Raw genomic sequence first — 20,311 nt, 5'->3', positions numbered from 1 at the left:
TGCACATTACTTAGCTTCATCGGTAAACCAAATTACTGTCTGATCTTTATTACTTTTTGTGAATTCAAAGCGTCTTATTTTGGTGTCGCCAAATACAGTGGCTGATTCTATGGCAACTTCTAGCGCTTCTTGTTTGGGAGTCAGTTTTAGCTCCCAAGTCTTTTCGCTGCCTGTAAGCTTTAGCTTAAAACTCTCGGACAGCTCACTCCAGTCTCTGTCAAAGAGAGTGAGAAACAGTTGGTTAATGGTTTTTAGAATAGGTTGTTCCTCTGCGCTTACCGAGAGCCGCTTTTCACCCGCAACGTATTGCTCGATAGAATCGGCGGTAAGGATAAGAGAGCTTTTCACAGGGCTTATATTTTTCCACGTCAATGTGCCCGCCGAGAACTCATAGTGTCCACTGGACTTAATGGGGAAGGGTATACCTTGCAGTTTATTTTCTTGCTTAAAAAATCCTGTGTTTGAAAGCTCTATCTGGGAGAGCTGGCTCTCAAGCTTCGGGTCCATTTCGAAGGCATAACTGCCGATGCTTGATAGCATTGTACCGAGGAAAAGTAGGAGGGTTCTGGTCTTTGTCATAAGTTAGCCTCCACTCTGTCAACAAGCTCTGCTGGCGATGCGAAAAGCATTTCTCCATTACTTATATCAACCGCAACTTGAACGGTATAAGCTTTGGTAAGTCTTTCTCCGCTGTCAAGATCTCTAATAACATAGTTTATTTTTAGACGATGCTCCCACTCAACTATGGTGGCCGTGATCTTTATTTTTTGTTGGAATCTTGCTGGTTTGGCGTAGCGTAGCCTCATATCTATCACTGGCCAGGCATATCCTGATTCTTGCATTTGCATATAGTTGTAATCGATAGAATCCAGTAACTCGCAACGTGCTATTTCTAAGTATTTTACGTAATGTCCATGCCAGCTTACGCCCATCAGATCAACGTCATGAAAAGGTATTTCTAAGGTGGTTTCTATGCTGATGGTATTTGGCTTATTCACAGCTATTGATCCTCGCTAGTATTGGCGTTGGGAATATTTCTATCGCTCTGCCAAAGAGAGTAAAAGTTATACCATTGCAATGGGAACTTATAGCAGAAACTGGCCAAGATATTAGCGAAGCGCTGTCTGTGTAAGCTTAAAGCGGAATGCCGGTCTTTTCTTGCTAAGGTGAGCTGCTCTGAAAATTTATCTAGAAATATCTCGTAACGATAATTTGGATTTCGGCTGCGGAAGCAAAATATCGTAAAGACTGGGCATTTTAGCAGTGAGGCAAGTATAAGGGGACCATTTGGGAAATCTGCTTGTTTGCCTAGAAATTCAACCGGGGCACTATTTTTTTCTCCTGTTGGCGGGGTCCGGTCACCAGTAAGCACAATGAACTCCCCTTGCTCAACTTTTTCTTTGAGCATCATGGCAGTTGCAGGGTTGATGTTGTTCACCTGGATGATACTGATTTGTTCGCTGCCTAGCTGTTTGAGGAGTTTATTGAAATTCTCTGCATGAGATGTGTGCATCAGCACATTGATGCGAGTATTTTTTTGTTGAAGGGATAGTGCTCGACAAATTTCCAAGTTGCCTAGATGCGAACCTATCAAAACTCCCCCTCTACCTTTTGCGCAACAGTCCAAAAATTCTTCCCTGGGGTGAAAAAGTATATCGTCTAAGGAGATGTCACCTTGCCATACAGCTAATTTATCTAACAGGCTCTCACCAAATTCCAAGAAATGCCTAAAGCTCAGAAGCTTACTTGCTCCGATTTTGTTGTCAGCTTTAGAAAGCCGTTCTAGGTATTCGTGCGAGGCTTTGCGGGCCTCTTTTCGTCGGATAAAAAAGTACAGAATTACCGGATAGAGAACCAGTTTAAAAGGTAATCGACCCAAGTGTTTGTAAACAAAAAACATAAAGCGTATGCCGCTTAGGGCGCCAGCTTCTCGTAATTCCGACCAGTGCTGCTTATCCATTGTTGCTGTTACCTTTCAAGCGTTTTAAGGCGCGCTTTGGCAGTTGGCTAAGTAGGCCAAAGAACAGTCTGGCATGCATCGCGCTGATCAGGTAATTATCTTCAAGGCCACGGAAGTGCGAGATTCCATCTAGTGGGTATTGGACCTCGGTTTCAATATGGACAATATCTGAGTGAGCCCAGTGCCAGCGCACCATAAACTCTGGGTCGAAGTCCATTCGGTTCCCCATTTCTGTGCTTTCCAATAAGGCCGTTGATCTTGCTAAGGGGTACACCCTAAAGCCGCACATTGAATCTTTTATATCTAGCGAGAGGGTGTTGATCCATATCCAGATGTGGGTGAGGTATCGTGCGTAATAGCGTAACTTGGGTATGGAGCTGTCATACTTAGGTAGCCCGGAAATTAGCATGTTTGGCATTTTTTCGGCTTGCCTAAGAAAGATCGGTATATCTAAATGATTGTGCTGACCGTCGGCATCAATTTGCAAGGCGTGGCTATAGCCCTCTTTAAAGGCCGTGCGTAGACCTGCTTTAACCGCACCTCCCTTGCCGAGATTTTGCTTGAGTCTGACGAGGTGAACTCCTTGGTGTGCCTGGGAAATTTCCTCTAAAACAGTAGCGCAGCTCTGTTCCGATCCGTCATCGATAAGTATCACGTCCAGGCCCTGCTTCAAAACTAGCTTGGTCGTGTTGTTAATAGTAGCAGGATGGTTGTAAACAGGTATTACTGCGCAGGGCTTAAACATGAGCAGTACCATCGTGAGAAGGTTGGGTGTAAACCATGCGCCCGGATGAGAATTGATGCTCTTCGTCAAAGTACTTGAAGTACAGCTTTTGCTTGTCTTTCTTGAACTCGAGCTGTAACTGGATTTTTTCATTCGGGCGAATAACCTGCTGAAACTTAACGGCTTCTAGGTGTGAGAATCGCTCTTCTGGTGGCATTACCGTGCTTAGGTATATTCTTGCGAAGTGTTCGGCCCAAAATATCTGAGTTACTCCCGGAAGTATCGCCTGCTCTGGAAAATGCCCATCAAAATACACAATCTCTGGATCTATATTCAATTGCAGGTTAATGCATTCGGGGTCTGTTTCGCTTAATAAAGCCTCGGGGAAGAGTTTCTTCATTGCTTTGATTCCTTTCGAGGGAAAAGCGACTCTAGGTCGCTGATACGTACTTTACCTTGCTTGTCTTCAGGAAGGCGCTCCATAAAGCGCCATTTTTTGGGGATGACAGGCAGAACAAACTCTTTAAGTAGGTGTTTCTTAATTTGCTCTGCTAAGGCCCTTCTTGACTGGCTATTCAGTATGACAGAGGGTTTGATTTCAATTGCTGCTCCGAGTCCCCCGGTAGAGTTAATGCTAATAACCTTTGCGCGAGTTATGCTATCCAGTTCGCAGATCCGTGACTCAATGGCATTTAAAGAAACTCGAATCCCCTCTACCTTAGCTACTCTATCGCTTCTTCCAATTAATTTAAATTTGTTTGCTTCGGCCAGTTCGATTCTATCATTGACACTTTGCCAATCGGCTTCAAAGCTATGGGGGCTTTTTATTTTAAACTGTTCGTCGTCATTTGATATCTTGACCCCTGGGAGAGGTGTCCACAAGGCCTGTTTCGCTTGATTTCTCCAGGCTATGGCTCCGGTTTCTGAGCTGCCATATATCTCTATGATTTCCGCTTGGAAGTAATCTCTTGCAGTTGCGCTGTCCTGGGCCGAAAGCGCTGCAGTGGAGGATATTACAATCTGACTAGAGCGGTGAATGCTATTTTTATCAACATTAGGTGGAAGTCTGCTCAAATGGCTGGGGGTGCTAACTAAAATAGTTTTTTTGTTGTGTTCAAAAACTGAGGGTAGCTCATCTAGGTAATGAACACGCTGACAGGGGAATTCCCTCTTGTAAAGTAAGGGCCACAATAGGGAAAATGTTAACCCGTAAAGGTGTTGGTGGCTCACGGTGCTGGCGAAGCTGCAACCCTGAACCAAGTGGCCAAATTGCGTTTCAAGAGCCGCGGCTTCAGTTTCTAATTGCCCTAGGCGTATAGCCACTTCACTGGGTTCTCCGCTGCTGCCAGATGTGAATATTACCATCGCAATGTCTTGGCGGTTTAGCGGCTTGGCGCTTTGAACTGGATTTTGCTTAATTGTCGATAAGTTATTGTGTTTGGGAAAATCTCCAATAAAGCCTACTACTTTTTTCTCTAGTCTTTGTACGCTGACTGCTTGGGTGTCGGCTGCCAAATAAACGGTATTTCCAAGTTGCCACATGGCAATTAATTGGCATGCAAATTCATAGGCGTCACTGTTGTGCAGGGCCCAAGCTCCCCTTGGAAGCTCATTGAAGTGCTGAATATAGTGCCTGCAGTTGTGAGTGAAATCACCCCAAAGAAATTTTTTGGAGCCTTGTGAGGCTACTATCTCACATTCTTCTCTGGAGCTTGTTAAAATTTCTTCGAGCTTAAGAGGCGTAATCATTTTTCGTGCTTTGATCGATAGTAGTTGCGATAGAGTCGCTCAGCAGCGAATATCAAGCCAATAATTAAATAGGCTATCCCCCCGTTATATAGAGCCCACAACTTGTCGCTTGCAAATAAGGCAAGAGAGCCTGCAATCAGAGAGTTGAGAGCAAAAAAAGCTACCCAAACGATAGTGACTGCGCGAGTATAGCGTATCGCATGCTCAGGCAGTTCGGGCTCTGTAAGCCTAGCAAGCCTTTCGATAATTGGTGGCGGATTGAACAAACTCCAAGAGAATAAGGCTAGCATTCCAAGGTTGACGATAACGGGATAAAACTTAAGCCCAATACTGCTATCGTTAAACCAAGAGAATACTGCTATGGCTAGGCAGGCGATAACCCAGATTAGGCTTTTTTTATCTCCGCGATAAAAATTAAAAGAGTGTAGGGCGCCTAAAAACAGCACTAAAAATATTAACGAGCGCATACCGAACTCTTGGAGCCCGTAAAACACCAAGACAGGGTAGCTAATACTCAGAATAACTAGCAGCAGCTTATTCAATATGCTCAAGCTCTTATTCTTGCATTAACTCTATTACCGCTTGGATAACATCTTCAACGGTGCGAACGTTTTTAAAATCTTCTGGTTGTATTTTCTTGCCACTCCATTTTTTTAACTCTACTACAAGATCGACAGCATCAATGCTGTCGATATCTAGATCTTCATAGAGGTTTGCTTGGGGGGTAACTTCGTCAGCATCCAGCTCGAATAGCTCGCAAATAACATCGCTCACTTTCTGGCTGATTTGTTCCTCACTGTAACTGCTCATATCTCCTCCTTATGGGCGATGCTGCGCAATTAAGGCTGCAAGAGATTTTACATTGGCGAAGTGCTTTCTGTTTTCTTCTGAGTCAGAGTCAAGCTTTACGCCATATTCTTTTTGAATGGCTAGCCCAAGCTCAAGAGCATCAATTGAATCTAGGCCCAGCCCATCTACAAATAATGGTTCATTGCTGTCAATTTCCTCACAGCTCAAGTCTTCTAGGTCTAAGCTGTCTATTATGAGCTGTTTGATTTCTTGTTCGAGATTACTCATCTCACTTACTCTCCTTTTCAAAGTAATCTGTAAGGCTTTTGCTTAGTTCCCTCGCTGCTACGGAGGGTGCGCGATCCAGATATGAAGTAACAGCAATATCATCTCTAACACTAATGCTTATGTGGAAGCGACGGTGCGGGATATTGTACCAGCGCTCCTGCTTCGTCAGAGTTGAGGGGGTGCATTTTATGATAACGGGCGTAATATTGTTAGCTGTGCGAATAGCTATATTGGCCGCACCGCGTTGCAACTTGAGAGGTTTCCCGGGTTGCGTGCGTGTTCCTTCAGGAAAAACTATTAGAGAATTGCCTCTAGCGAGGGAGTGCTTGGCCGCTAGAATAGTGTCTTCGGCATGGTCGTTTGCAATATATCGGCCGGCGCTGATGGGGCCTTTGGTAAAGGGGTTCTTAAGGAGGCTTGATTTGACAACACAGTCAGCATTGGGGATCAGGGAAATTAGAAATACAACATCGATGAGGGTCGGGTGGTTTGCCAGAATTAGAAGCCCTTCGCGATTAAGCTTTTCACCTCCTTCGACTTCAAATGTGCAAACTCCTAGCCCTTTCATTAGATGCATAAACAAGTAAAATGATTTGTGGATCATCCATTTGATGCGTACTTCCAGTTTTTGTGGGTCTTTTGTGAAGAGTTTCACAGGCAAGACAGCAAGTGGCATTAAAAGACCGCCTAAGCCAAAGCAAAAAAAGCTTATGGCGGTAGCTATTAGTCGCCAGCAATAGTTTATTTGGTTCATTTTAATTTGTGCGCTTTAATGTCCAGTGGTGAGCGCTACTGCTGTATTGCATTGTCGCATCGGGGTTTAGGAGGAATTTTATAAGCTCTTCCCCAGGGTATCTTGTCTGTGCCGTTTGGGTTGGTTTTTTTATAAGCGGCTCACCCTGAAGCTCAAATTCATTGCTGCCCCCATTGCCGGAGCTGGTCGATATTAAGAGTGCAATGGCAAGCGCCTGTTGCCCTAGCTTGTGTGCTGGCAAGTACATGCTGGGTAAGGGTTCGTCGTATATGAGGCATGCCACTTGTTGGTGCTTGTCTTTAAGTAAGCTATACGCTTCGATAAGTGTGGTGAACACGCTGTCCGGGCCAGCACAAATCGCATTTATTGGGCTTTTGTAATTGTGTGCAATCGAGTAGATGCCTGCAATTGAATTGTGTACGGAAAGGCTGAAGCTTGTTGGTGACATATCTTCATTGCAGGCGATGCCACTGAGTAAAGAGGCAGTTCTTTCCACTTCTCCGTGCTCTGAACAAAAAACGATAGCGTCGGCTTGGTGCTCAGGAAGTGATTCGAAACAGCTGAGCGCAAGTTTTCCTAGGGGGTTGAGGCGCCGCCGAAGCATGGGGGGGATGCTTTTGGGGGTGGCAGGAGTTGCCTCGCGAAGGCTGTCCTTACCTTCGCTCCATGCCTGCCATTCGTCTAAGCTTTGAATGCCTGGGCTTTGAGCGGTCCATGCGTTTACGCTGAAGGTTACTTTAATCATCGGTTTGTAGAGTGATTACGTCAACTCTAACTCTCGGGTGAGTGTTGGCCTTATTGATAGGAGGCCATAATATCACGCGTTTGCTGAGATTTCCTCTCTTAGCTTGGGGATATATTTACCTTCAGGCCTAGCTTAAGTAGACTAATGAGAACTGATGCAAGTTTATGATTTATATAGGAGGTAATCATGGTGCGTGTTATCGCAATGTCAGGTTTATTATTGGCTCTGTTTTCATCTGTTTGTTGGGCAAGGGATACTACTCATTATCTTTCAATAAGCGACGCTATGAATACAGCTGATGCAAAGGCTAAGTTGAATGCTGGGGTTACATTCCATTTTGCATCAACTCCTAAAGGAGCAAAATTAATTACTTCTGCGGTAGCGAATCGAAAGACGAATGCTTTTGGTAAGTCAGATGAAAAAGCCTGCAAGTGGGTCTTTTTATCGGCCATGATTGCCTTGCAAGACCGCGCTGTAAAAGAAGGTGCCAATGCCGTAACGAATATTGTCAGCTACTACAAAAAAAATGAACGTAGTAGTAAGGATGAGTACGAGTGTCATGCTGGGGCAATTATGGCGGGAGTAGCTCTTAAGGGCGATATCGTTAAGTTGAAGTGATGAACGCTTGCGATCTATTCCTCATTCCCCTGACTGAACAAGTAAAGAGGCCAGCTGATCAGCTGGCCTCTTTGGTTTTGCAGCCTGCTGAGTTACAAGAATTATCCTACTTGCAAGGGCGCAAGCATTACCAGTACTTAGTTTCGCGCTTTTATTTAAAAATAATTCTTTCGGGGGTATTTGGGCTGCCTGAGCCTTTGGCTATGCAGCTCTTAAGGCGTAAAGATTTACCTCCTGTTTTAGAGCCTCCGTTCGATATTGATATCGCTATTTCTCATAGCGCTGATGTTGTTTTGTTGGCTGTGTCTAGGTGTGGGCCGGTGGCAGTGGATGTGGAGCAATATCGCCAACGAGCATTTGTTGAATTTGCCGAAGCGTATTTTCATCCGAGCATCGCTGGTGAATTAAAATCACTGCCGCTGTCAGCTATAGAGCAGAGGTTTTACGATTACTGGGCAAGGCTAGAGTCAGGGTTGAAGTTGGCAAAAGGTAGCGTTCTTTCTGATCTTATTTCTCGCTTTTATCCGGCGCGTTTATGTGCAGATAAAATTGAGAATCGCTTCTACAGTTATGCAGCAGGCTACAAGGGCTATTCATTGGCGATTGCAGCTGCTTCGCAGCTTGAAGTGCGGGCTTTTGTTCTTTCTAGTGATGGCGAAAGTTTCAGCTTTATTCCTTTTGCGGATGAATTCGCTTGTATGGGGTTTGGTATAAATTCGTAGCGGCATAAGTTGAAGGCAATAAAAAACCCCGCAAGCGCAAGCTGACGGGGTTTCTTTTGCTTAAAAAGCGCTAATTACTTCTTAGCTTCTTTCTTAGCTTTCTCGTCTGCGATGACTTCGTCAGCAACGTTTTGCGGACAAGGCATGTAGTGGCTGAACTCCATAGAGAACTGACCACGACCAGAAGTGATGGTGCGTAGGTGACCAATGTAACCAAACATTTCAGCTAGTGGTACGTCAGCTTTAATGCGAACACCGGTGGTGCCAGGCTCTTGATCTTTGATCATGCCGCGACGACGGTTCAAGTCACCGATAACGTCACCAACGTGATCGTCTGGGGTGAATACGTCAACGTGCATGATAGGCTCGATCAGCTGAGGGCCGGCCTTAGGCATGGACTGACGGAAAGCGCCTTTAGCCGCAATTTCAAACGCTACAGCCGAGGAGTCAACCGCGTGGTAGCCACCATCGTAAAGCTCAACGTGAACGTCTAGTACAGGGAAGCCAGCTAGAGGACCTTCGTCCATCATGCCTTTAAAGCCCTTCTCAATTGCAGGGAAGAATTCTTTAGGAACGTTACCACCAACAACGGTAGATTCGAAGGTAAAGCCTTCACCTGGCTCATTAGGCTTGATGCGGTAGTCGATTTTACCGAACTGACCAGAACCACCAGACTGCTTCTTGTGCGTGTAGCTGTCTTCGATTGGCATGGTGATAGTTTCGCGGTATGCCACCTGAGGCTGACCAACTTCAAGCTCAACACCGTAGGTGCGCTTCAAGATGTCTACCTTAATGTCTAGGTGCAATTCACCCATACCTTTAAGAATGGTTTCACCAGAATCTTCATCAGTTTCAACAACGAAAGAAGGATCTTCTGCAACCATCTTACCGATAGCAACACCCATCTTCTCAGTAGAGCCTTTATCTTTAGGTGCAACAGCAATAGAAATTACTGGCTCTGGGAAGATCATTGGCTCAAGAGTACAAGGGTTCTTAGGATCACATAGGGTGTGACCAGTTTGAACGTTCTTCATGCCTACAACAGCGATGATGTCGCCGGCTTGAGCGGTGCTCAATTCGGTACGCTCGTCAGCGTGCATCTCAACCATGCGGCCGATACGCTCAGTTTTGCCGGTGTAAGAGTTAAGGATGGTGTCACCCTTGTTCAAAACACCAGAGTAGATGCGGATAAAGGTTAGGGCGCCAAAACGGTCGTCCATAATCTTAAACGCTAGGGCGCGTAGTGGCTCTTCAGCAGAAACGATAGCGTGCTCACCAGTTTCCTCACCTTCTTCGTCAGTCAAAGGTTGTGGGTCAACTTCAGTTGGGCTTGGCAAGTAATCAACAACAGCATCCAGTACTAGCTGAACACCTTTGTTCTTAAATGCAGAACCACAGTAAGTTGGGAAGAAGTCTAGGGCGATGGTGCCTTTACGGATGCAGCGCTTGATATCTTCGATAGAAGGCTCTTCACCTTCCATATAAGCTTCCATTAGGTCGTCGTCTTGCTCAACAGCAGTTTCAACCATCTGCTCGCGATACTCGTCAACCTGATCAACCATATCTTCAGGGATATCGATGATTTCGAAGTTTTCTGGCAGGCCTGAGTCATCCCACTTGTAAGCAGTCTTGGTTAGGATGTCTACAATACCTACGAAATTGTCTTCGCGACCGATAGGTAGAGTCATAACCAGTGGGTTGGCGCCTAACACCTTCTCAACCTGACCAACTACGCGCAAGAAGTCGGCGCCTACACGGTCAAGTTTGTTTACGAAGATGATACGAGCAACTTCAGATTCGTTTGCATAGCGCCAGTTGGTTTCAGACTGGGGCTCAACACCACCAGAACCACAGAATACGCCTACGCCACCATCAAGTACTTTTAGGGAGCGGTATACTTCAACGGTGAAGTCAACGTGCCCTGGGGTATCGATGATGTTCATGCGGTGGTCTTTCCAGAAGCAGGTAGTCGCTGCTGACTGGATAGTAATACCACGCTCAGCTTCCTGTTCCATGAAGTCGGTGGTGGATTCACCATCGTGTACTTCACCGGTTTTGTGGATCTTACCGGTTAGCTTAAGGATACGCTCAGTAGTGGTAGTTTTACCGGCATCAACGTGTGCGAAGATACCGATGTTACGGTAGTGTGATAAGTCAGACATTTCTGTTTCTCGAGTTAAACCAAGTCCAATTCCAAAAAAATAGCGCGCAATTATACGGAGTCTTGCGCGCTTATTGAACCTAAAATAGTAGAAAATGGTGATTTTTTGCACGCTCATAGTAAAAAAGCCACCCCAAATTGGGGTGGCTTTGATCTTAAGCAGCTTGTGGGGCTATTCTAGTCGGGAATTGCGGCGCTTAGAAGTCATAACTTAAGCCGAAGTAATAATAAGCACCATTAAAGCCAAATGGGGCTGAACGGCGAGAGTAAGTAAACACTCCTTTGCTATCAACAATGAGATTGCCGCCGGGGCCATCTTCAATTGCGCCAGTACGAGAGTTGCCAATTTGGTTTTCGTCGGGAGTCACATCAAAGATGTTATTGCCGCCGAAGTTAATCCCCAAGCCATTGTCGAACTCGTAAGCGATGCGCAGGTCGGTCAATATCTCGGCGCCATAGGTCTGGCGTCCGCCATCTTCAATGGTGTACTCGCCAAAGCGATTAAAGGATAGGTTGGCCGTCCAGTTATCGTTGCTATAAAAGCCACTAAGGCTGATGCGGTCCTTTGGTTGCCACTCTTCGATGATCGAAATATCTTGCGAGCTGAATACCTGGCCTGTGCTCAATGTGGCAAGGCCGCTATCGGCTGGGGTAAATAGGCTGGTGACATCGGTTTTGGTGTAGTTGGCCGCAAAGGTGATATCGAGATTGCCGTTGCCGATCTCGATGCCCTCATAAGAGGCGACAATATCAACACCCTTGGTTTCGGTGTCGGCACCATTTAAGAAGAACTGGGCTTGTGAGGCGCCAGCGCTGTTAAGGGCGGAGTCTAGCTCGTCGTTTAAACCGAGTCCCAGTCCTTTACTGATTACAATGCGGTCATCAATTTGCACCTGATAGAAGTCAACAGTCATGTTCAGGTGGTCTGTAAGATCGGCTACGATGCCAAAGCTAAGGTTAACGGACTCTTCCTCTTTTAATGAAGGAATGCCGATGGCCTTTGCGACTGGGCTGTCATTGCGGAAGGTGCCCCGCTCGGCGGCAACAAGATTGCCGTTGCTGTCGGTGACGAATTGGGTGCTGACATTATTGAAATACAGCTGCTGCATAGATGGGGCTCTAAAGCCGGTGCTGGCAGCGGCGCGCAGGCGTACTGTGTCGCTGGCTTCAAAGCTACCTGCTAGCTTGTAATTAATTGTGTTGCCAAATCCGTCGTAGTCGTCGTAGCGCATGGCGGCGCTGATCAATAGCTCGTCGCTAACTTGGTACTCGCCATCTATATAGATGGAGTTTACGTCGCGTTCTTCGTTAACAGCTGATTGGGGTCCGATGCCGGGGAAGCCCTGGATGCCTCCGCTGCGATCGCTGTCGTACAGGCTTACGCCATTTTGGGTGTCGTAATCGTTGTACGCATACTCCTCCCCAGGGATAACCTTATAGCTGTCTTTGCGAATGGCGGCACCAGCTGCTAAGGCGAGGTCACCATAAGATTGAGTGAAATCGACATTGAATGTGTCTAGCCCGAGTTCAAGTCCATATGCCTTGGCCGTTCTTGGCACGCTGTTACGAATCTCAGCGTCGCTCATGTTAGTGCTGTTGAGCAGGTGATTGGCAAAGGAAGAATTGAGTGAGTCACTGGTGCTGTAGTCAATGCTGTTCTCGCCAGTGGTGTACGAGAAGTCCAATGTCGCTCCGCTATCAAGCTCCATGCGATAGCCAATATTTACCGAAATGTCTTCGATATCGCTGTTGATCTTGGGTAAGAAGCCGCTTGGAATGGTGGCGTCGCCATCTGAAAGTGGGGCGTTGCCTCCGTTATTGGCGTTATGGCGGAAAAAGGCGGCTGATTGGTTGTCTCGGCTGGAGTATGTGGCAAAACCATAGAGTTCTCCTTGGCCTATTTCTACTCCGGCATTTAAAGTCAGCGCGGTTTGTTCGGAGTCGGCATCGCCAATGCGAAAGGTTTGCCGTGGCGCAGTTACTTCTCTTGGGTCGCCAGCTTCCATAATGCCGTTGCTGTCAGTGTCGGCACAGCCGCTGAACTGGCAAGAGCCGTGTAGGCCGGCCCGATTGGTGTGCTCACGATCGCGAAAATTACCTGATATGTTGAGGTAGCCATCGCTGCCAAGGGTGAAGCCTTTGGAGAAATCTATGTTGGTGGTGTTGCCATCACCTTCAGAGTATTCGCCGTTAGAGATGCCTATATGGCCAGCTTCGTTGTCATCTTTCAAGACGATATTGATCACACCGGCGATCGCATCTGAACCATATTGGGCGGCGGCGCCATCGCGTAACACTTCAATGCGTTTGATTGAGGACGCTGGAATGGCGTTCATGTCCACGCCGGCAGTTCCTCGGCCGACTGAGGTATTAATGTGGATGAGAGAAGCTTGGTGGCGGCGTTTGCCGTTAACCAAAACTAGAGTCTGGTCGGGGCCTAGGCCTCGTAGCGTGGCGGGGCGTAGTGCATCCGTACCATCGGATATTGATGAGCTGGGAAAGTTGAATGAGGGGGCAAGTGACTGCAGCATTCGGCCCACTTCGGTTTGGCCGCTATTTGATAGGGCGTCTGAGCTTAAGGTGTCTACTGGAACGGGCATGTCGCCAGCTGATCGGCCAGCTTGGCGGCTGCCAAGGACGGTAACTTCTTCGATTTCAGCGGTGCTATCCTGGGCGATGATAGGCATGCTGCCGGTGCTGATTGCGCTGGCTACAGCGGCGGCTAGCAGGGTTTTTTTATTAGTCATGTTAACTGCATTCTCCGGTTGGCTTTGTATTTCAATACTCAGCTGTCCGGATTTACCAATGCGAGCTCTTAAACCGCTACCCCTCAGTAGTCGCTCAATACCTTGCTCTAGGCTGTGGCGCCCTCGTAAGGTGTTGGCTTTGAAGGTTTTGGTTGCCTTGAACGAGAACACGATAGTGCTATCACTTTGGCGGCCAAATTCGGTTAGTGCTCGGTCGGCTCTCTGTGCGGGTATGTTGAAGGAGTGTATCTGTCTTAGCTCTTGCTCATGAGCAGCTAAGCTATCGCTGCTGTGCCAGGGTATGGCAAAAAAGCAAGTGACTATATAAATGCGCAAAGATCCGTCAGCCTTGCCAAGTGCTGACAGTTGGTGAGAGAGTTTCCGCCATGAACCACCAAAAATATTTAAAGTTCTCATGCTTTAGCGTTGGCGGAGGTAGATGGTTTGTCCTTTGCGTTCAGAGCTTAGATCGAAACTCTGTTCTAGGGAGGCGATTAATTTGTCGATGTCGCTGGTCTTAAAGAAGCCTGCAATTTCAAGGTTTTGAATGTCTTCAGTGGCGACAATGTCGTACTCAGCGTAGCGCTGAACTTCTTGCAGCGCCTGGCCTAGGGGGGTGCCGTCAAATACGATAAAGCCTCTTTGCCATGCTAGCTTGCCGTCTATTGCTGAGCTGGCTACAGGTTCAATTGGGCTTTGTGCCAGGGTGTTGGCTGCTATTTTTTGTCCGGCGTCGAGATAGGTTGTGGTTGTCGGCGTTGTGGGGTTGGGCTGGTTGGTTGCGCTATCGTCAATTTTGTTTGCTAAAGATACGCGTCCCTCTGTAACCAGTAGCTCCATGTCGTCTTGTTGTGACAATCTGATGTTGAAGGCTGTTCCGACCGCGGTGACGGTTTGTTGTCCTGCGCTAACAACAAATGGACGCTGCTCGTCGTGCGCTACATTAAAATGTGCTTCACCTTGTTCTAGGGTGAGTTGCCTTAGGCCTAGGCTGTAATTGACGCTGACTCGACTATTGGTATTAAGGTGGATACTTGAACCGTCGTTGAGTTCAAAGAGTCGGTGCTCACCGATGGCAGTGGTATATTGATCTTGCAAAAGCAAGTGTTGGTTGATCCAGAATAGCCCAATTCCAAGGCTAAGCAGCATAAGGCTTGCGGCTATGGCGCTGTAATAGCGCCAGCTTGCCTTGCTGGGTTTGGCCTGCTCTTCCAGTGGGAACATTTCGGACAGTTCGCTAAGTATGCTCATGGAGTCCCACAATGCGGCCATGTCGAATAGGTTGCGGCGGTGCATGGGGTTGCTGTCTAGCCACTGCTGCAGGGCTAGCTGCTCGCTAGGGCTTAGCCCGCGGTCTACCTTAGCTAGCCACTCGCTAGCTTGGTCGAGGCTATCTTCGTTGTTGCTGAGTTGGCTTAGCTTGCTCATCGTATTGCGGTATTCTGCTCTTTACTTGTTGCGTTTGCCTGGGTGCTGCTAGGATGCTCAATATTCCTTATATAGGTAAAGCAGAGGCGCATGCCTTTGGCAATATGTTTCTCGATCGTGCTTTCACTGAGTTGTAGGTATTCTGCAATTTCTTTTTGACTTAAGCCATAGACCTTTTTGAGTACGAATGCTTTGCGGCAACTATCGGGTAGTTGCTCTACGGCGCGGCAAAACTGCAAAAAACGCTCTTTAGACTCGAAGTCCTGCTCGGCGCTCGGCGCTAATAGTTGGACAATTGGCTCGTCAAAATCCTCTATATGTTGGCAGCGACTATTGTCCCAGCGCTGATTGTGATTGATGGCTAGGCGCTGAACAGTCTGCAGCATATAGGTTTTGGGGTATTCGATTTCTTGCTTGAGCTCTGCCTCGTAGCAGCGCACGAAGGTGTCCTGGATAATATCATCTATATCCTGGGGCTTGACTAGGTGGCGGATTCTGCTGGCTAGCTTCTGTCGATAGCTCTGGAATACCTGGCTGATGCGGCTTGCTTTGTTGGTCATTTTTATGGGTTTATTATTTGACTGGGGGCAGTCTAGCAGGAATGTGGCTTTAGGCGCTACCGGGCAATTTGTGTGGGTTTTGGGGGTGTTGCTACGGGTGGGGCTTGCTTGTTTACTGTGCTGGTTAATTTTTTTACAAATAAGGCTTGACCAGTTTGAAATGGGTCTATAGAATTCCGCTTCCATTTTTCAGGGTCGTAAGGCTTTGCAAAATGGGTAAATTTATTAACGATTTTGGAGTTTGGTTCAGATGCAGAATCAACGAATTCGAATCCGCCTTAAGGCTTTCGACCACAAGCTCATCGACGCTTCTACTGAGGAGATAGTTGAGACGGCAAAGCGTACTGGCGCACAAGTTCGGGGTCCGATTCCGCTGCCGACTCGTAAGGAGCGTTTCACTGTATTGGTTTCTCCGCATGTAAACAAAGATGCGCGTGATCAATATGAGATTCGTACACATAAGCGTTTGTTGGATATTGTTCAGCCGACTGAGAAAACTGTTGATGCACTTATGAAGCTAGATCTAGCTGCTGGTGTTGAGGTTCAAATTAGTCTCGGTTAATTATTTAATTAATGCCGAAACCTAAGCCTCAATGCTTAGGTATGTGTAACGCTCTGAGATGGGCGGCCATAGCGGGTAAAAGCCCCGTACACTGAGAGGTTAGCAAAATGACGATTGGTCTAGTCGGCCGCAAAAGCGGTATGACTCGCATTTTTACTGAAGATGGTGTTTCCATCCCTGTTTCTGTGATTGAGGTTGATCCCAATCGCATCACCCAGGTTAAGAACGTGGAAACCGACGGTTACAACGCTGTACAAGTAACCGTAGGGTCTCGTCGTGCCTCCCGTGTCGCTAAGTCTGCTGCAGGTCACTTCGCTAAAGCTAACGCTGAAGCGGGTCGTGGTTTGTGGGAGCTTCGTAACGACAATGAAGAAGCTTTCGAAGTTGGTGGTGAAATCACCGTAGAAGCTTTCGAAGCTGGTCAAAAAATCGATGTTACCGGTACCTCTAAAGGTAAAGGTTTTCAAGGTGGTGTTAAGCGTTGGAATTTCCATATGCAAGATGCTACTCACGGTAACTCAATTTCCCACCGTGCTCCTGGTTCAATTGGTCAATGTCAGACCCCAGGACGTGTGTTCAAAGGCAAAAAAATGGCTGGTCACATGGGCTCCGAGCAGGTAACTGTTCAGAACCTAGAAGTGGTTCGCATTGATGCTGAGCGCAATCTGCTGTTAGTTAAGGGTGCTATTCCAGGTGCTCCAGGTGGTGACGTGATTGTACGTCCTGCTGTGAAACTGCAGAGCAACGGTTAAGGCTTCCTAGGGGGATGACCATGGAATTAAATATTGCAACACCTGAAGGCGCTAAAGGTACAGTTTCTGTATCTGATGTTGCTTTCGGTCGTGAATTTAATCAAGACCTGGTACACCAGGCGGTAGTAGCCTTTATGGCTGGTGCTCGTCAGGGTACTAAGGCCCAGAAGAACCGTTCTGCGGTTTCTGGTGGCGGCGCCAAACCTTGGCGTCAAAAGGGCACAGGTCGTGCACGTGCTGGTACCAGCCGTAGCCCAATCTGGCGCTCTGGTGGTGTTACATTTGCTGCTCAGCCTCGTAACCACGAGCAAAAGCTGAACAAGAAAATGTACCGCGCTGCGATGCGCTGCATCTTGTCTGAGTTGAATCGTCAGGATCGCCTAGTAGTTGTTGAGTCTTTCGCTGTTGAAGCGCCAAAGACTAAAGAGCTGGTAGCGAAAATGAAGCAGTTCGACTTGACTGAAGCGTTGATTGTTACTGAAGAGATCGATACCAACTTGTACTTGGCGTCTCGCAACTTGCACAAAGTTGACGTTCGCGATGCACAAGCTGTTGATCCAGTAGCTTTGATCCGCTTTGACAAGGTTGTAGTAACTGTTGCTGCACTGAAAAAGCTTGAGGAGACATTGGGATGAGCCAGGAACGCATTTATAAAGTGCTGCTAGGTCCAGTGATTTCTGAAAAAGCGGCGATGGCTGGCGATGCCGCCAACCAGGTAGTTTTTAAAGTAACTACTTGCGCCACTAAAGCTGAAATCAAAGCCGCAGTTGAGCAGCTTTTTGAAGTTAAAGTTGAAGGTGTACGTGTTTTGAACGTAAAGGGCAAAACTAAGCGTACCCGTCACGGAATGGGCAAGCGTAGCGATTGGAAAAAAGCTTACGTTCGTCTAGAGCAAGGTCAAGATATTGACTTTGCCGTAGCAGAGTAAGGGAGACGTTGAGATGGCTATTGTAAAACGTAAGCCTACTTCTCCAGGTCGTCGTCACGTTGTTAGTGTCGTCAATCCTGAGCTGCACAAAGGTGCTCCTTACGCGCCTCTGCTAGAGAAGAAGTCTAAGTCTGGTGGTCGCAACAATAACGGTCGTATTACGACTCGTCATATTGGTGGTGGTCACAAGCAACACTATCGTTTGATCGACTTCAAGCGCAACAAAGATGGCATTCCAGCCAAAGTTGAGCGTCTTGAGTATGATCCAAACCGTAGCGCTAATATCGCTTTGGTTTGTTACGCTGACGGTGAGCGCCGCTACATTATCGCTCCTAAAGGTGTTAGCGCTGGTGCGGAAATCGTGTCTGGTGACGCGGCGCCAATCAAGCCAGGTAACACTTTGCCACTGCGTAATATTCCAGTAGGTTCTGTTGTTCACTGCATCGAGTTGAAGCCTGGTAAAGGTGCTCAAATCGCTCGTTCTGCAGGTACCTCGGCTCAGCTGGTTGCTCGTGATGGCGCTTATGCAACTCTACGTTTACGTAGTGGTGAGATGCGTAAGGTTCTATCTGAGTGTCGCGCGACCTTGGGTGAAGTATCTAACAGTGAGCACAGCTTGCGCTCTCTGGGTAAAGCAGGTGCTTCTCGCTGGCGTGGTGTTCGTCCTACCGTCCGCGGTGTGGCGATGAACCCGGTAGATCACCCGCACGGTGGTGGTGAAGGTCGTACTTCTGGCGGTCGTCATCCGGTGTCACCTTGGGGTACGCCTACTAAGGGTTATAAGACCCGTAAGAACAAGCGTACCGATAAGATGATTGTACGCCGTCGTGGCAAGAAATAATCTTGTCTAAGTAAGTAGCTGAAAGAGGAAAGAACAGTGCCACGTTCACTGAAAAAAGGTCCTTTCATCGATCTTCACTTGATTAAGAAGGTCGAAACAGCGATCGAAAAAAATGATCGGCGTCCAATTAAAACCTGGTCTCGTCGTTCAATGATCATGCCGGAAATGGTTGGTTTGACCATCGCTGTGCATAACGGTCGTCAGCATGTGCCAGTTCTTGTTAATGAAGAAATGGTAGGTCACAAGCTGGGCGAATTCGCTGCGAGCCGCACTTACCGCGGCCACATCGCAGACAAGAAAGCCAAGAAGCGCTAAGAGGTAAATGACAATGGAAGTAGCAGCAAAATTGCGCGGTGCTCGTTTGTCGGCTCAGAAAGCGCGTCTAGTAGCAAATCAGATCCGTGGTAAGCACGTTGAAGAAGCTCTAGACATCTTGGCTTTCAGCCCGAAGAAAGGTGCCGAAATTATCAAGAAAGTGCTTGAGTCTGCAATTGCAAACGCTGAGCACAACGAAGGTGCGGATGTTGATGAGCTGAAAGTTTCTACAATTTTTGTAGACGAAGGCTTAACAATGAAGCGTATCAAGCCACGTGCGAAAGGTCGTGCAGATCGCATTTTAAAGCGTTCTTGTCACATCACCGTTAAAGTCGCCGACAGTTAAGAGAACAGACGTTATGGGTCAGAAAGTACATCCGACAGGTATTCGTCTGGGCATCGTTAAGAAGCACACCTCTACTTGGTATGCTGGCAGCGATGAGTATGCAGACAAGCTGAATACCGACTTGAAAGTACGTGCGTACATTCAAAAAGAATTGGCAAACGCATCTGTTAGCCGTGTAGACATCGAGCGCCCTGCTAACACAGCTCGCATTACTATTCACACTGCCCGTCCAGGTATTGTGATTGGTAAGAAAGGTGAAGACGTTGAAAAACTTCGCACCGCTGTGAGCAAAGAGATGGGTGTTCCTGTTCACATTAACATCGAAGAGATTCGCAAGCCTGATCTGGATGCGACTCTGGTAGCCCAAGGTGTTGCACAGCAATTGGAGCGTCGTGTGATGTTCCGTCGCGCTATGAAGCGTGCTGTGCAAAACGCTATGCGCCAGGGTGCTGAAGGTATCAAGATTCAGGTTGGTGGTCGTCTTGGTGGTGCTGAGATCGCTCGTAGCGAGTGGTATCGTGAAGGTCGTGTACCTCTACACACTTTACGTGCCGATATCGACTACGCAACTGCTGAAGCGGCCACAACTTACGGCATCATTGGTGTCAAAGTTTGGATCTTCAAAGGTGAAGTGATTGGCGATATGGAAGAAGCGCAAGCTGAAACCAAAAAGCCTGCACCGAAGAAGAAAAATTCTAAGTAAGGGGTACGCCACATGTTGCAACCAAAGCGTACAAAGTTCCGCAAAATGCAAAAAGGCCGCAATCGCGGTTTAGCGCATCGCGGTTCTAAAGTGAGCTTCGGCGAATTCGCTCTGAAAGCTGTAGGCCGTGGTCGTATCACAGCCCGTCAGATTGAAGCGGCTCGTCGTGCGATGACTCGTCACATTAAACGTGGCGGTAAAATTTGGATTCGAGTATTCCCAGACAAGCCTATTACTGAAAAGCCTTTGGAAGTTCGTCAAGGTAAAGGTAAGGGTAATGTTGAATACTGGGTAGCTCAGATCCAGCCGGGTAAAGTTCTTTATGAAATGGAAGGCGTTTCTGAAGAATTGGCCCGCGAAGCATTTGAGTTGGCTGCTCGTAAGCTGCCAGTAAGTACAACCTTCGTTAAACGTTCGGTGATGTAATGAAAGCTCAAGAACTCCGCGAAAAATCAGTTGAAGAGCTGAACCAAGAGTTGCTTTCTCAACTGCAAGCGCAATTTAAACTGCGTATGCAAGCCTCTACTGGTCAGCTGAATCAGACTCATTTGATTCGCCAGACTCGTAAAGACATTGCTCGCATCAAGACAGTGCTGAACGAAAAGGCAGGTAACTAACC

The 20,311-nt window shown here is 47.4% G+C and carries 27 protein-coding genes; 12 read left to right on the top strand and 15 right to left on the bottom strand.

Annotated features, from left to right (window positions below; all coding sequences use genetic code 11):
* Positions 1–6 precede the first annotated feature (6 nt).
* The 11 genes from Q1A41_RS18820 to Q1A41_RS18770 all read right to left on the bottom strand — a co-directional run bounded on the left by Q1A41_RS18820 (position 7) and on the right by Q1A41_RS18770 (position 7,009).
* Positions 7–579, bottom strand: coding sequence for a hypothetical protein (locus tag Q1A41_RS18820; RefSeq protein ID WP_299982231.1), 573 nt, complete (start codon positions 577–579; stop codon positions 7–9).
* On the bottom strand, positions 576–998 hold the full coding sequence (locus tag Q1A41_RS18815; RefSeq protein ID WP_299982229.1) for an acyl-CoA thioesterase: 423 nt from the start codon (positions 996–998) through the stop codon (positions 576–578). The genes Q1A41_RS18820 and Q1A41_RS18815 overlap by 4 nt, the downstream gene beginning before the upstream one ends.
* 2 nt (positions 999–1,000) lie before the next feature.
* Positions 1,001–1,900 carry a hypothetical protein gene (locus Q1A41_RS18810; RefSeq protein WP_299982226.1) on the bottom strand — a complete coding sequence of 300 codons (900 nt, stop codon included), beginning with the start codon at positions 1,898–1,900 and terminating at the stop codon, positions 1,001–1,003.
* Positions 1,901–1,952: 52 nt separating this feature from the next.
* Positions 1,953–2,705, bottom strand: a complete 753-nt coding sequence (locus tag Q1A41_RS18805) for a glycosyltransferase (protein ID WP_299982223.1) — start codon at positions 2,703–2,705, stop codon at positions 1,953–1,955.
* Positions 2,698–3,084: a hypothetical protein gene (locus Q1A41_RS18800; RefSeq protein ID WP_299982220.1), complete on the bottom strand. Its 387-nt coding sequence runs from the start codon at positions 3,082–3,084 to the stop codon at positions 2,698–2,700. Before Q1A41_RS18800 ends, Q1A41_RS18805 begins: the two co-directional genes overlap by 8 nt.
* A complete protein-coding gene (locus tag Q1A41_RS18795) occupies positions 3,081–4,433 on the bottom strand; it encodes an AMP-binding protein (RefSeq protein WP_299982218.1) in 1,353 nt (450 codons plus the stop codon). The genes Q1A41_RS18800 and Q1A41_RS18795 overlap by 4 nt, the downstream gene beginning before the upstream one ends.
* Positions 4,430–4,900, bottom strand: coding sequence for a hypothetical protein (locus Q1A41_RS18790; RefSeq protein WP_299982215.1), 471 nt, complete (start codon positions 4,898–4,900; stop codon positions 4,430–4,432). The genes Q1A41_RS18795 and Q1A41_RS18790 overlap by 4 nt, the downstream gene beginning before the upstream one ends.
* An 88-nt stretch (positions 4,901–4,988) precedes the next feature.
* Positions 4,989–5,243: an acyl carrier protein gene (locus Q1A41_RS18785; protein WP_299982212.1), complete on the bottom strand. Its 255-nt coding sequence runs from the start codon at positions 5,241–5,243 to the stop codon at positions 4,989–4,991.
* Between the two features lie 9 nt (positions 5,244–5,252).
* Positions 5,253–5,510 carry a phosphopantetheine-binding protein gene (locus Q1A41_RS18780; RefSeq protein WP_299982209.1) on the bottom strand — a complete coding sequence of 86 codons (258 nt, stop codon included), beginning with the start codon at positions 5,508–5,510 and terminating at the stop codon, positions 5,253–5,255.
* Between the two features lies 1 nt (position 5,511).
* Complete coding sequence (locus tag Q1A41_RS18775; protein WP_299982206.1) at positions 5,512–6,264, bottom strand: lysophospholipid acyltransferase family protein; 753 nt, start codon at positions 6,262–6,264, stop codon at positions 5,512–5,514.
* A gap of 1 nt (position 6,265) precedes the next feature.
* Positions 6,266–7,009: a beta-ketoacyl synthase chain length factor gene (locus Q1A41_RS18770; RefSeq protein WP_299982204.1), complete on the bottom strand. Its 744-nt coding sequence runs from the start codon at positions 7,007–7,009 to the stop codon at positions 6,266–6,268.
* Between the two features lie 186 nt (positions 7,010–7,195).
* On the opposite strand from Q1A41_RS18770, the gene Q1A41_RS18765 reads away from it, so the two are divergent.
* Positions 7,196–7,627 carry an excinuclease ATPase subunit gene (locus Q1A41_RS18765; RefSeq protein ID WP_299982201.1) on the top strand — a complete coding sequence of 144 codons (432 nt, stop codon included), beginning with the start codon at positions 7,196–7,198 and terminating at the stop codon, positions 7,625–7,627.
* Positions 7,627–8,349 carry a hypothetical protein gene (locus tag Q1A41_RS18760; protein ID WP_299982198.1) on the top strand — a complete coding sequence of 241 codons (723 nt, stop codon included), beginning with the start codon at positions 7,627–7,629 and terminating at the stop codon, positions 8,347–8,349. Before Q1A41_RS18765 ends, Q1A41_RS18760 begins: the two co-directional genes overlap by 1 nt.
* 74 nt (positions 8,350–8,423) lie before the next feature.
* On the opposite strand, the gene fusA is transcribed toward Q1A41_RS18760, so the two are convergent.
* The 4 genes from fusA to Q1A41_RS18740 all read right to left on the bottom strand — a co-directional run bounded on the left by fusA (position 8,424) and on the right by Q1A41_RS18740 (position 15,245).
* Positions 8,424–10,511, bottom strand: coding sequence for an elongation factor G (gene fusA, locus Q1A41_RS18755; protein WP_299776272.1), 2,088 nt, complete (start codon positions 10,509–10,511; stop codon positions 8,424–8,426).
* Positions 10,512–10,707: 196 nt separating this feature from the next.
* The gene (locus tag Q1A41_RS18750; protein ID WP_299982195.1) at positions 10,708–13,674 is read right to left on the bottom strand and encodes a TonB-dependent receptor; all 2,967 of its coding nucleotides are present in this window, start codon (positions 13,672–13,674) and stop codon (positions 10,708–10,710) included.
* Positions 13,675–13,677: 3 nt separating this feature from the next.
* A complete protein-coding gene (locus tag Q1A41_RS18745; protein ID WP_299982193.1) occupies positions 13,678–14,685 on the bottom strand; it encodes a FecR domain-containing protein in 1,008 nt (335 codons plus the stop codon).
* The gene (locus tag Q1A41_RS18740; RefSeq protein ID WP_299982191.1) at positions 14,682–15,245 is read right to left on the bottom strand and encodes an RNA polymerase sigma factor; all 564 of its coding nucleotides are present in this window, start codon (positions 15,243–15,245) and stop codon (positions 14,682–14,684) included. The genes Q1A41_RS18745 and Q1A41_RS18740 overlap by 4 nt, the downstream gene beginning before the upstream one ends.
* 250 nt (positions 15,246–15,495) lie before the next feature.
* Between Q1A41_RS18740 and rpsJ the strand changes: the two genes are divergently transcribed.
* From rpsJ to rpmC, 10 genes are all read left to right on the top strand, one after another.
* Positions 15,496–15,807 (top strand): 30S ribosomal protein S10, encoded by a 312-nt coding sequence (gene rpsJ / locus Q1A41_RS18735; protein ID WP_299776268.1) that lies wholly within the window; start codon positions 15,496–15,498, stop codon positions 15,805–15,807.
* Positions 15,808–15,914: 107 nt separating this feature from the next.
* A complete protein-coding gene (rplC, locus tag Q1A41_RS18730; RefSeq protein WP_299982188.1) occupies positions 15,915–16,559 on the top strand; it encodes a 50S ribosomal protein L3 in 645 nt (214 codons plus the stop codon).
* 20 nt (positions 16,560–16,579) lie between these two features.
* Positions 16,580–17,194 carry a 50S ribosomal protein L4 gene (rplD, locus tag Q1A41_RS18725; RefSeq protein WP_299982185.1) on the top strand — a complete coding sequence of 205 codons (615 nt, stop codon included), beginning with the start codon at positions 16,580–16,582 and terminating at the stop codon, positions 17,192–17,194.
* The gene (rplW, locus tag Q1A41_RS18720; protein ID WP_299776265.1) at positions 17,191–17,487 is read left to right on the top strand and encodes a 50S ribosomal protein L23; all 297 of its coding nucleotides are present in this window, start codon (positions 17,191–17,193) and stop codon (positions 17,485–17,487) included. The genes rplD and rplW overlap by 4 nt, the downstream gene beginning before the upstream one ends.
* A 13-nt stretch (positions 17,488–17,500) precedes the next feature.
* Positions 17,501–18,328, top strand: coding sequence for a 50S ribosomal protein L2 (rplB, locus tag Q1A41_RS18715; RefSeq protein ID WP_299776264.1), 828 nt, complete (start codon positions 17,501–17,503; stop codon positions 18,326–18,328).
* 36 nt (positions 18,329–18,364) lie between these two features.
* Complete coding sequence (rpsS, locus tag Q1A41_RS18710; RefSeq protein WP_166843492.1) at positions 18,365–18,643, top strand: 30S ribosomal protein S19; 279 nt, start codon at positions 18,365–18,367, stop codon at positions 18,641–18,643.
* A 13-nt stretch (positions 18,644–18,656) separates the two neighbouring features.
* Positions 18,657–18,989, top strand: a complete 333-nt coding sequence (gene rplV / locus Q1A41_RS18705) for a 50S ribosomal protein L22 (protein WP_166843493.1) — start codon at positions 18,657–18,659, stop codon at positions 18,987–18,989.
* 13 nt (positions 18,990–19,002) lie between these two features.
* Positions 19,003–19,692 (top strand): 30S ribosomal protein S3, encoded by a 690-nt coding sequence (rpsC, locus tag Q1A41_RS18700; RefSeq protein WP_299982182.1) that lies wholly within the window; start codon positions 19,003–19,005, stop codon positions 19,690–19,692.
* Positions 19,693–19,704: 12 nt separating this feature from the next.
* Positions 19,705–20,118 (top strand): 50S ribosomal protein L16, encoded by a 414-nt coding sequence (rplP, locus tag Q1A41_RS18695; RefSeq protein ID WP_166843495.1) that lies wholly within the window; start codon positions 19,705–19,707, stop codon positions 20,116–20,118.
* Entirely contained in the window at positions 20,118–20,309 is a 192-nt protein-coding gene (rpmC, locus tag Q1A41_RS18690) for a 50S ribosomal protein L29 (protein ID WP_166843496.1), read from the top strand. Before rplP ends, rpmC begins: the two co-directional genes overlap by 1 nt.
* Positions 20,310–20,311 lie beyond the last annotated feature (2 nt).

Source organism: uncultured Pseudoteredinibacter sp. (assembly GCF_947502065.1).
Lineage (GTDB): Bacteria > Pseudomonadota > Gammaproteobacteria > Pseudomonadales > Cellvibrionaceae > Pseudoteredinibacter.
Note: the sequence above shows the minus strand (reverse complement) of the source record. Positions and strands in the feature narration are given on the sequence as shown.

Excerpts from the sequence above, each read along its gene's own strand:
- rpsJ (WP_299776268.1), top strand. The coding sequence starts at position 15,496 with ATGCAGAATCAACGAATTCGAATCCGCCTTAAGGCTTTCGACCACAAG.
- fusA (WP_299776272.1), bottom strand. The coding sequence starts at position 10,511 with ATGTCTGACTTATCACACTACCGTAACATCGGTATCTTCGCACACGTT.
- rplD (WP_299982185.1), top strand. The coding sequence starts at position 16,580 with ATGGAATTAAATATTGCAACACCTGAAGGCGCTAAAGGTACAGTTTCT.
- Q1A41_RS18775 (WP_299982206.1), bottom strand. The coding sequence starts at position 6,264 with ATGAACCAAATAAACTATTGCTGGCGACTAATAGCTACCGCCATAAGC.
- Q1A41_RS18765 (WP_299982201.1), top strand. The coding sequence starts at position 7,196 with ATGGTGCGTGTTATCGCAATGTCAGGTTTATTATTGGCTCTGTTTTCA.
- Q1A41_RS18795 (WP_299982218.1), bottom strand. The coding sequence starts at position 4,433 with ATGATTACGCCTCTTAAGCTCGAAGAAATTTTAACAAGCTCCAGAGAA.
- Q1A41_RS18800 (WP_299982220.1), bottom strand. The coding sequence starts at position 3,084 with ATGAAGAAACTCTTCCCCGAGGCTTTATTAAGCGAAACAGACCCCGAA.
- Q1A41_RS18805 (WP_299982223.1), bottom strand. The coding sequence starts at position 2,705 with ATGTTTAAGCCCTGCGCAGTAATACCTGTTTACAACCATCCTGCTACT.
- Q1A41_RS18745 (WP_299982193.1), bottom strand. The coding sequence starts at position 14,685 with ATGAGCAAGCTAAGCCAACTCAGCAACAACGAAGATAGCCTCGACCAA.
- Q1A41_RS18785 (WP_299982212.1), bottom strand. The coding sequence starts at position 5,243 with ATGAGCAGTTACAGTGAGGAACAAATCAGCCAGAAAGTGAGCGATGTT.
- Q1A41_RS18820 (WP_299982231.1), bottom strand. The coding sequence starts at position 579 with ATGACAAAGACCAGAACCCTCCTACTTTTCCTCGGTACAATGCTATCA.
- Q1A41_RS18740 (WP_299982191.1), bottom strand. The coding sequence starts at position 15,245 with ATGACCAACAAAGCAAGCCGCATCAGCCAGGTATTCCAGAGCTATCGA.
- Q1A41_RS18780 (WP_299982209.1), bottom strand. The coding sequence starts at position 5,510 with ATGAGTAATCTCGAACAAGAAATCAAACAGCTCATAATAGACAGCTTA.
- rpmC (WP_166843496.1), top strand. The coding sequence starts at position 20,118 with ATGAAAGCTCAAGAACTCCGCGAAAAATCAGTTGAAGAGCTGAACCAA.
- rplV (WP_166843493.1), top strand. The coding sequence starts at position 18,657 with ATGGAAGTAGCAGCAAAATTGCGCGGTGCTCGTTTGTCGGCTCAGAAA.
- rpsC (WP_299982182.1), top strand. The coding sequence starts at position 19,003 with ATGGGTCAGAAAGTACATCCGACAGGTATTCGTCTGGGCATCGTTAAG.
- Q1A41_RS18790 (WP_299982215.1), bottom strand. The coding sequence starts at position 4,900 with ATGCGCTCGTTAATATTTTTAGTGCTGTTTTTAGGCGCCCTACACTCT.
- rplP (WP_166843495.1), top strand. The coding sequence starts at position 19,705 with ATGTTGCAACCAAAGCGTACAAAGTTCCGCAAAATGCAAAAAGGCCGC.
- rplC (WP_299982188.1), top strand. The coding sequence starts at position 15,915 with ATGACGATTGGTCTAGTCGGCCGCAAAAGCGGTATGACTCGCATTTTT.
- Q1A41_RS18810 (WP_299982226.1), bottom strand. The coding sequence starts at position 1,900 with ATGTTTTTTGTTTACAAACACTTGGGTCGATTACCTTTTAAACTGGTT.
- rplB (WP_299776264.1), top strand. The coding sequence starts at position 17,501 with ATGGCTATTGTAAAACGTAAGCCTACTTCTCCAGGTCGTCGTCACGTT.
- Q1A41_RS18760 (WP_299982198.1), top strand. The coding sequence starts at position 7,627 with ATGAACGCTTGCGATCTATTCCTCATTCCCCTGACTGAACAAGTAAAG.
- rplW (WP_299776265.1), top strand. The coding sequence starts at position 17,191 with ATGAGCCAGGAACGCATTTATAAAGTGCTGCTAGGTCCAGTGATTTCT.
- Q1A41_RS18770 (WP_299982204.1), bottom strand. The coding sequence starts at position 7,009 with ATGATTAAAGTAACCTTCAGCGTAAACGCATGGACCGCTCAAAGCCCA.
- Q1A41_RS18750 (WP_299982195.1), bottom strand. The coding sequence starts at position 13,674 with ATGAGAACTTTAAATATTTTTGGTGGTTCATGGCGGAAACTCTCTCAC.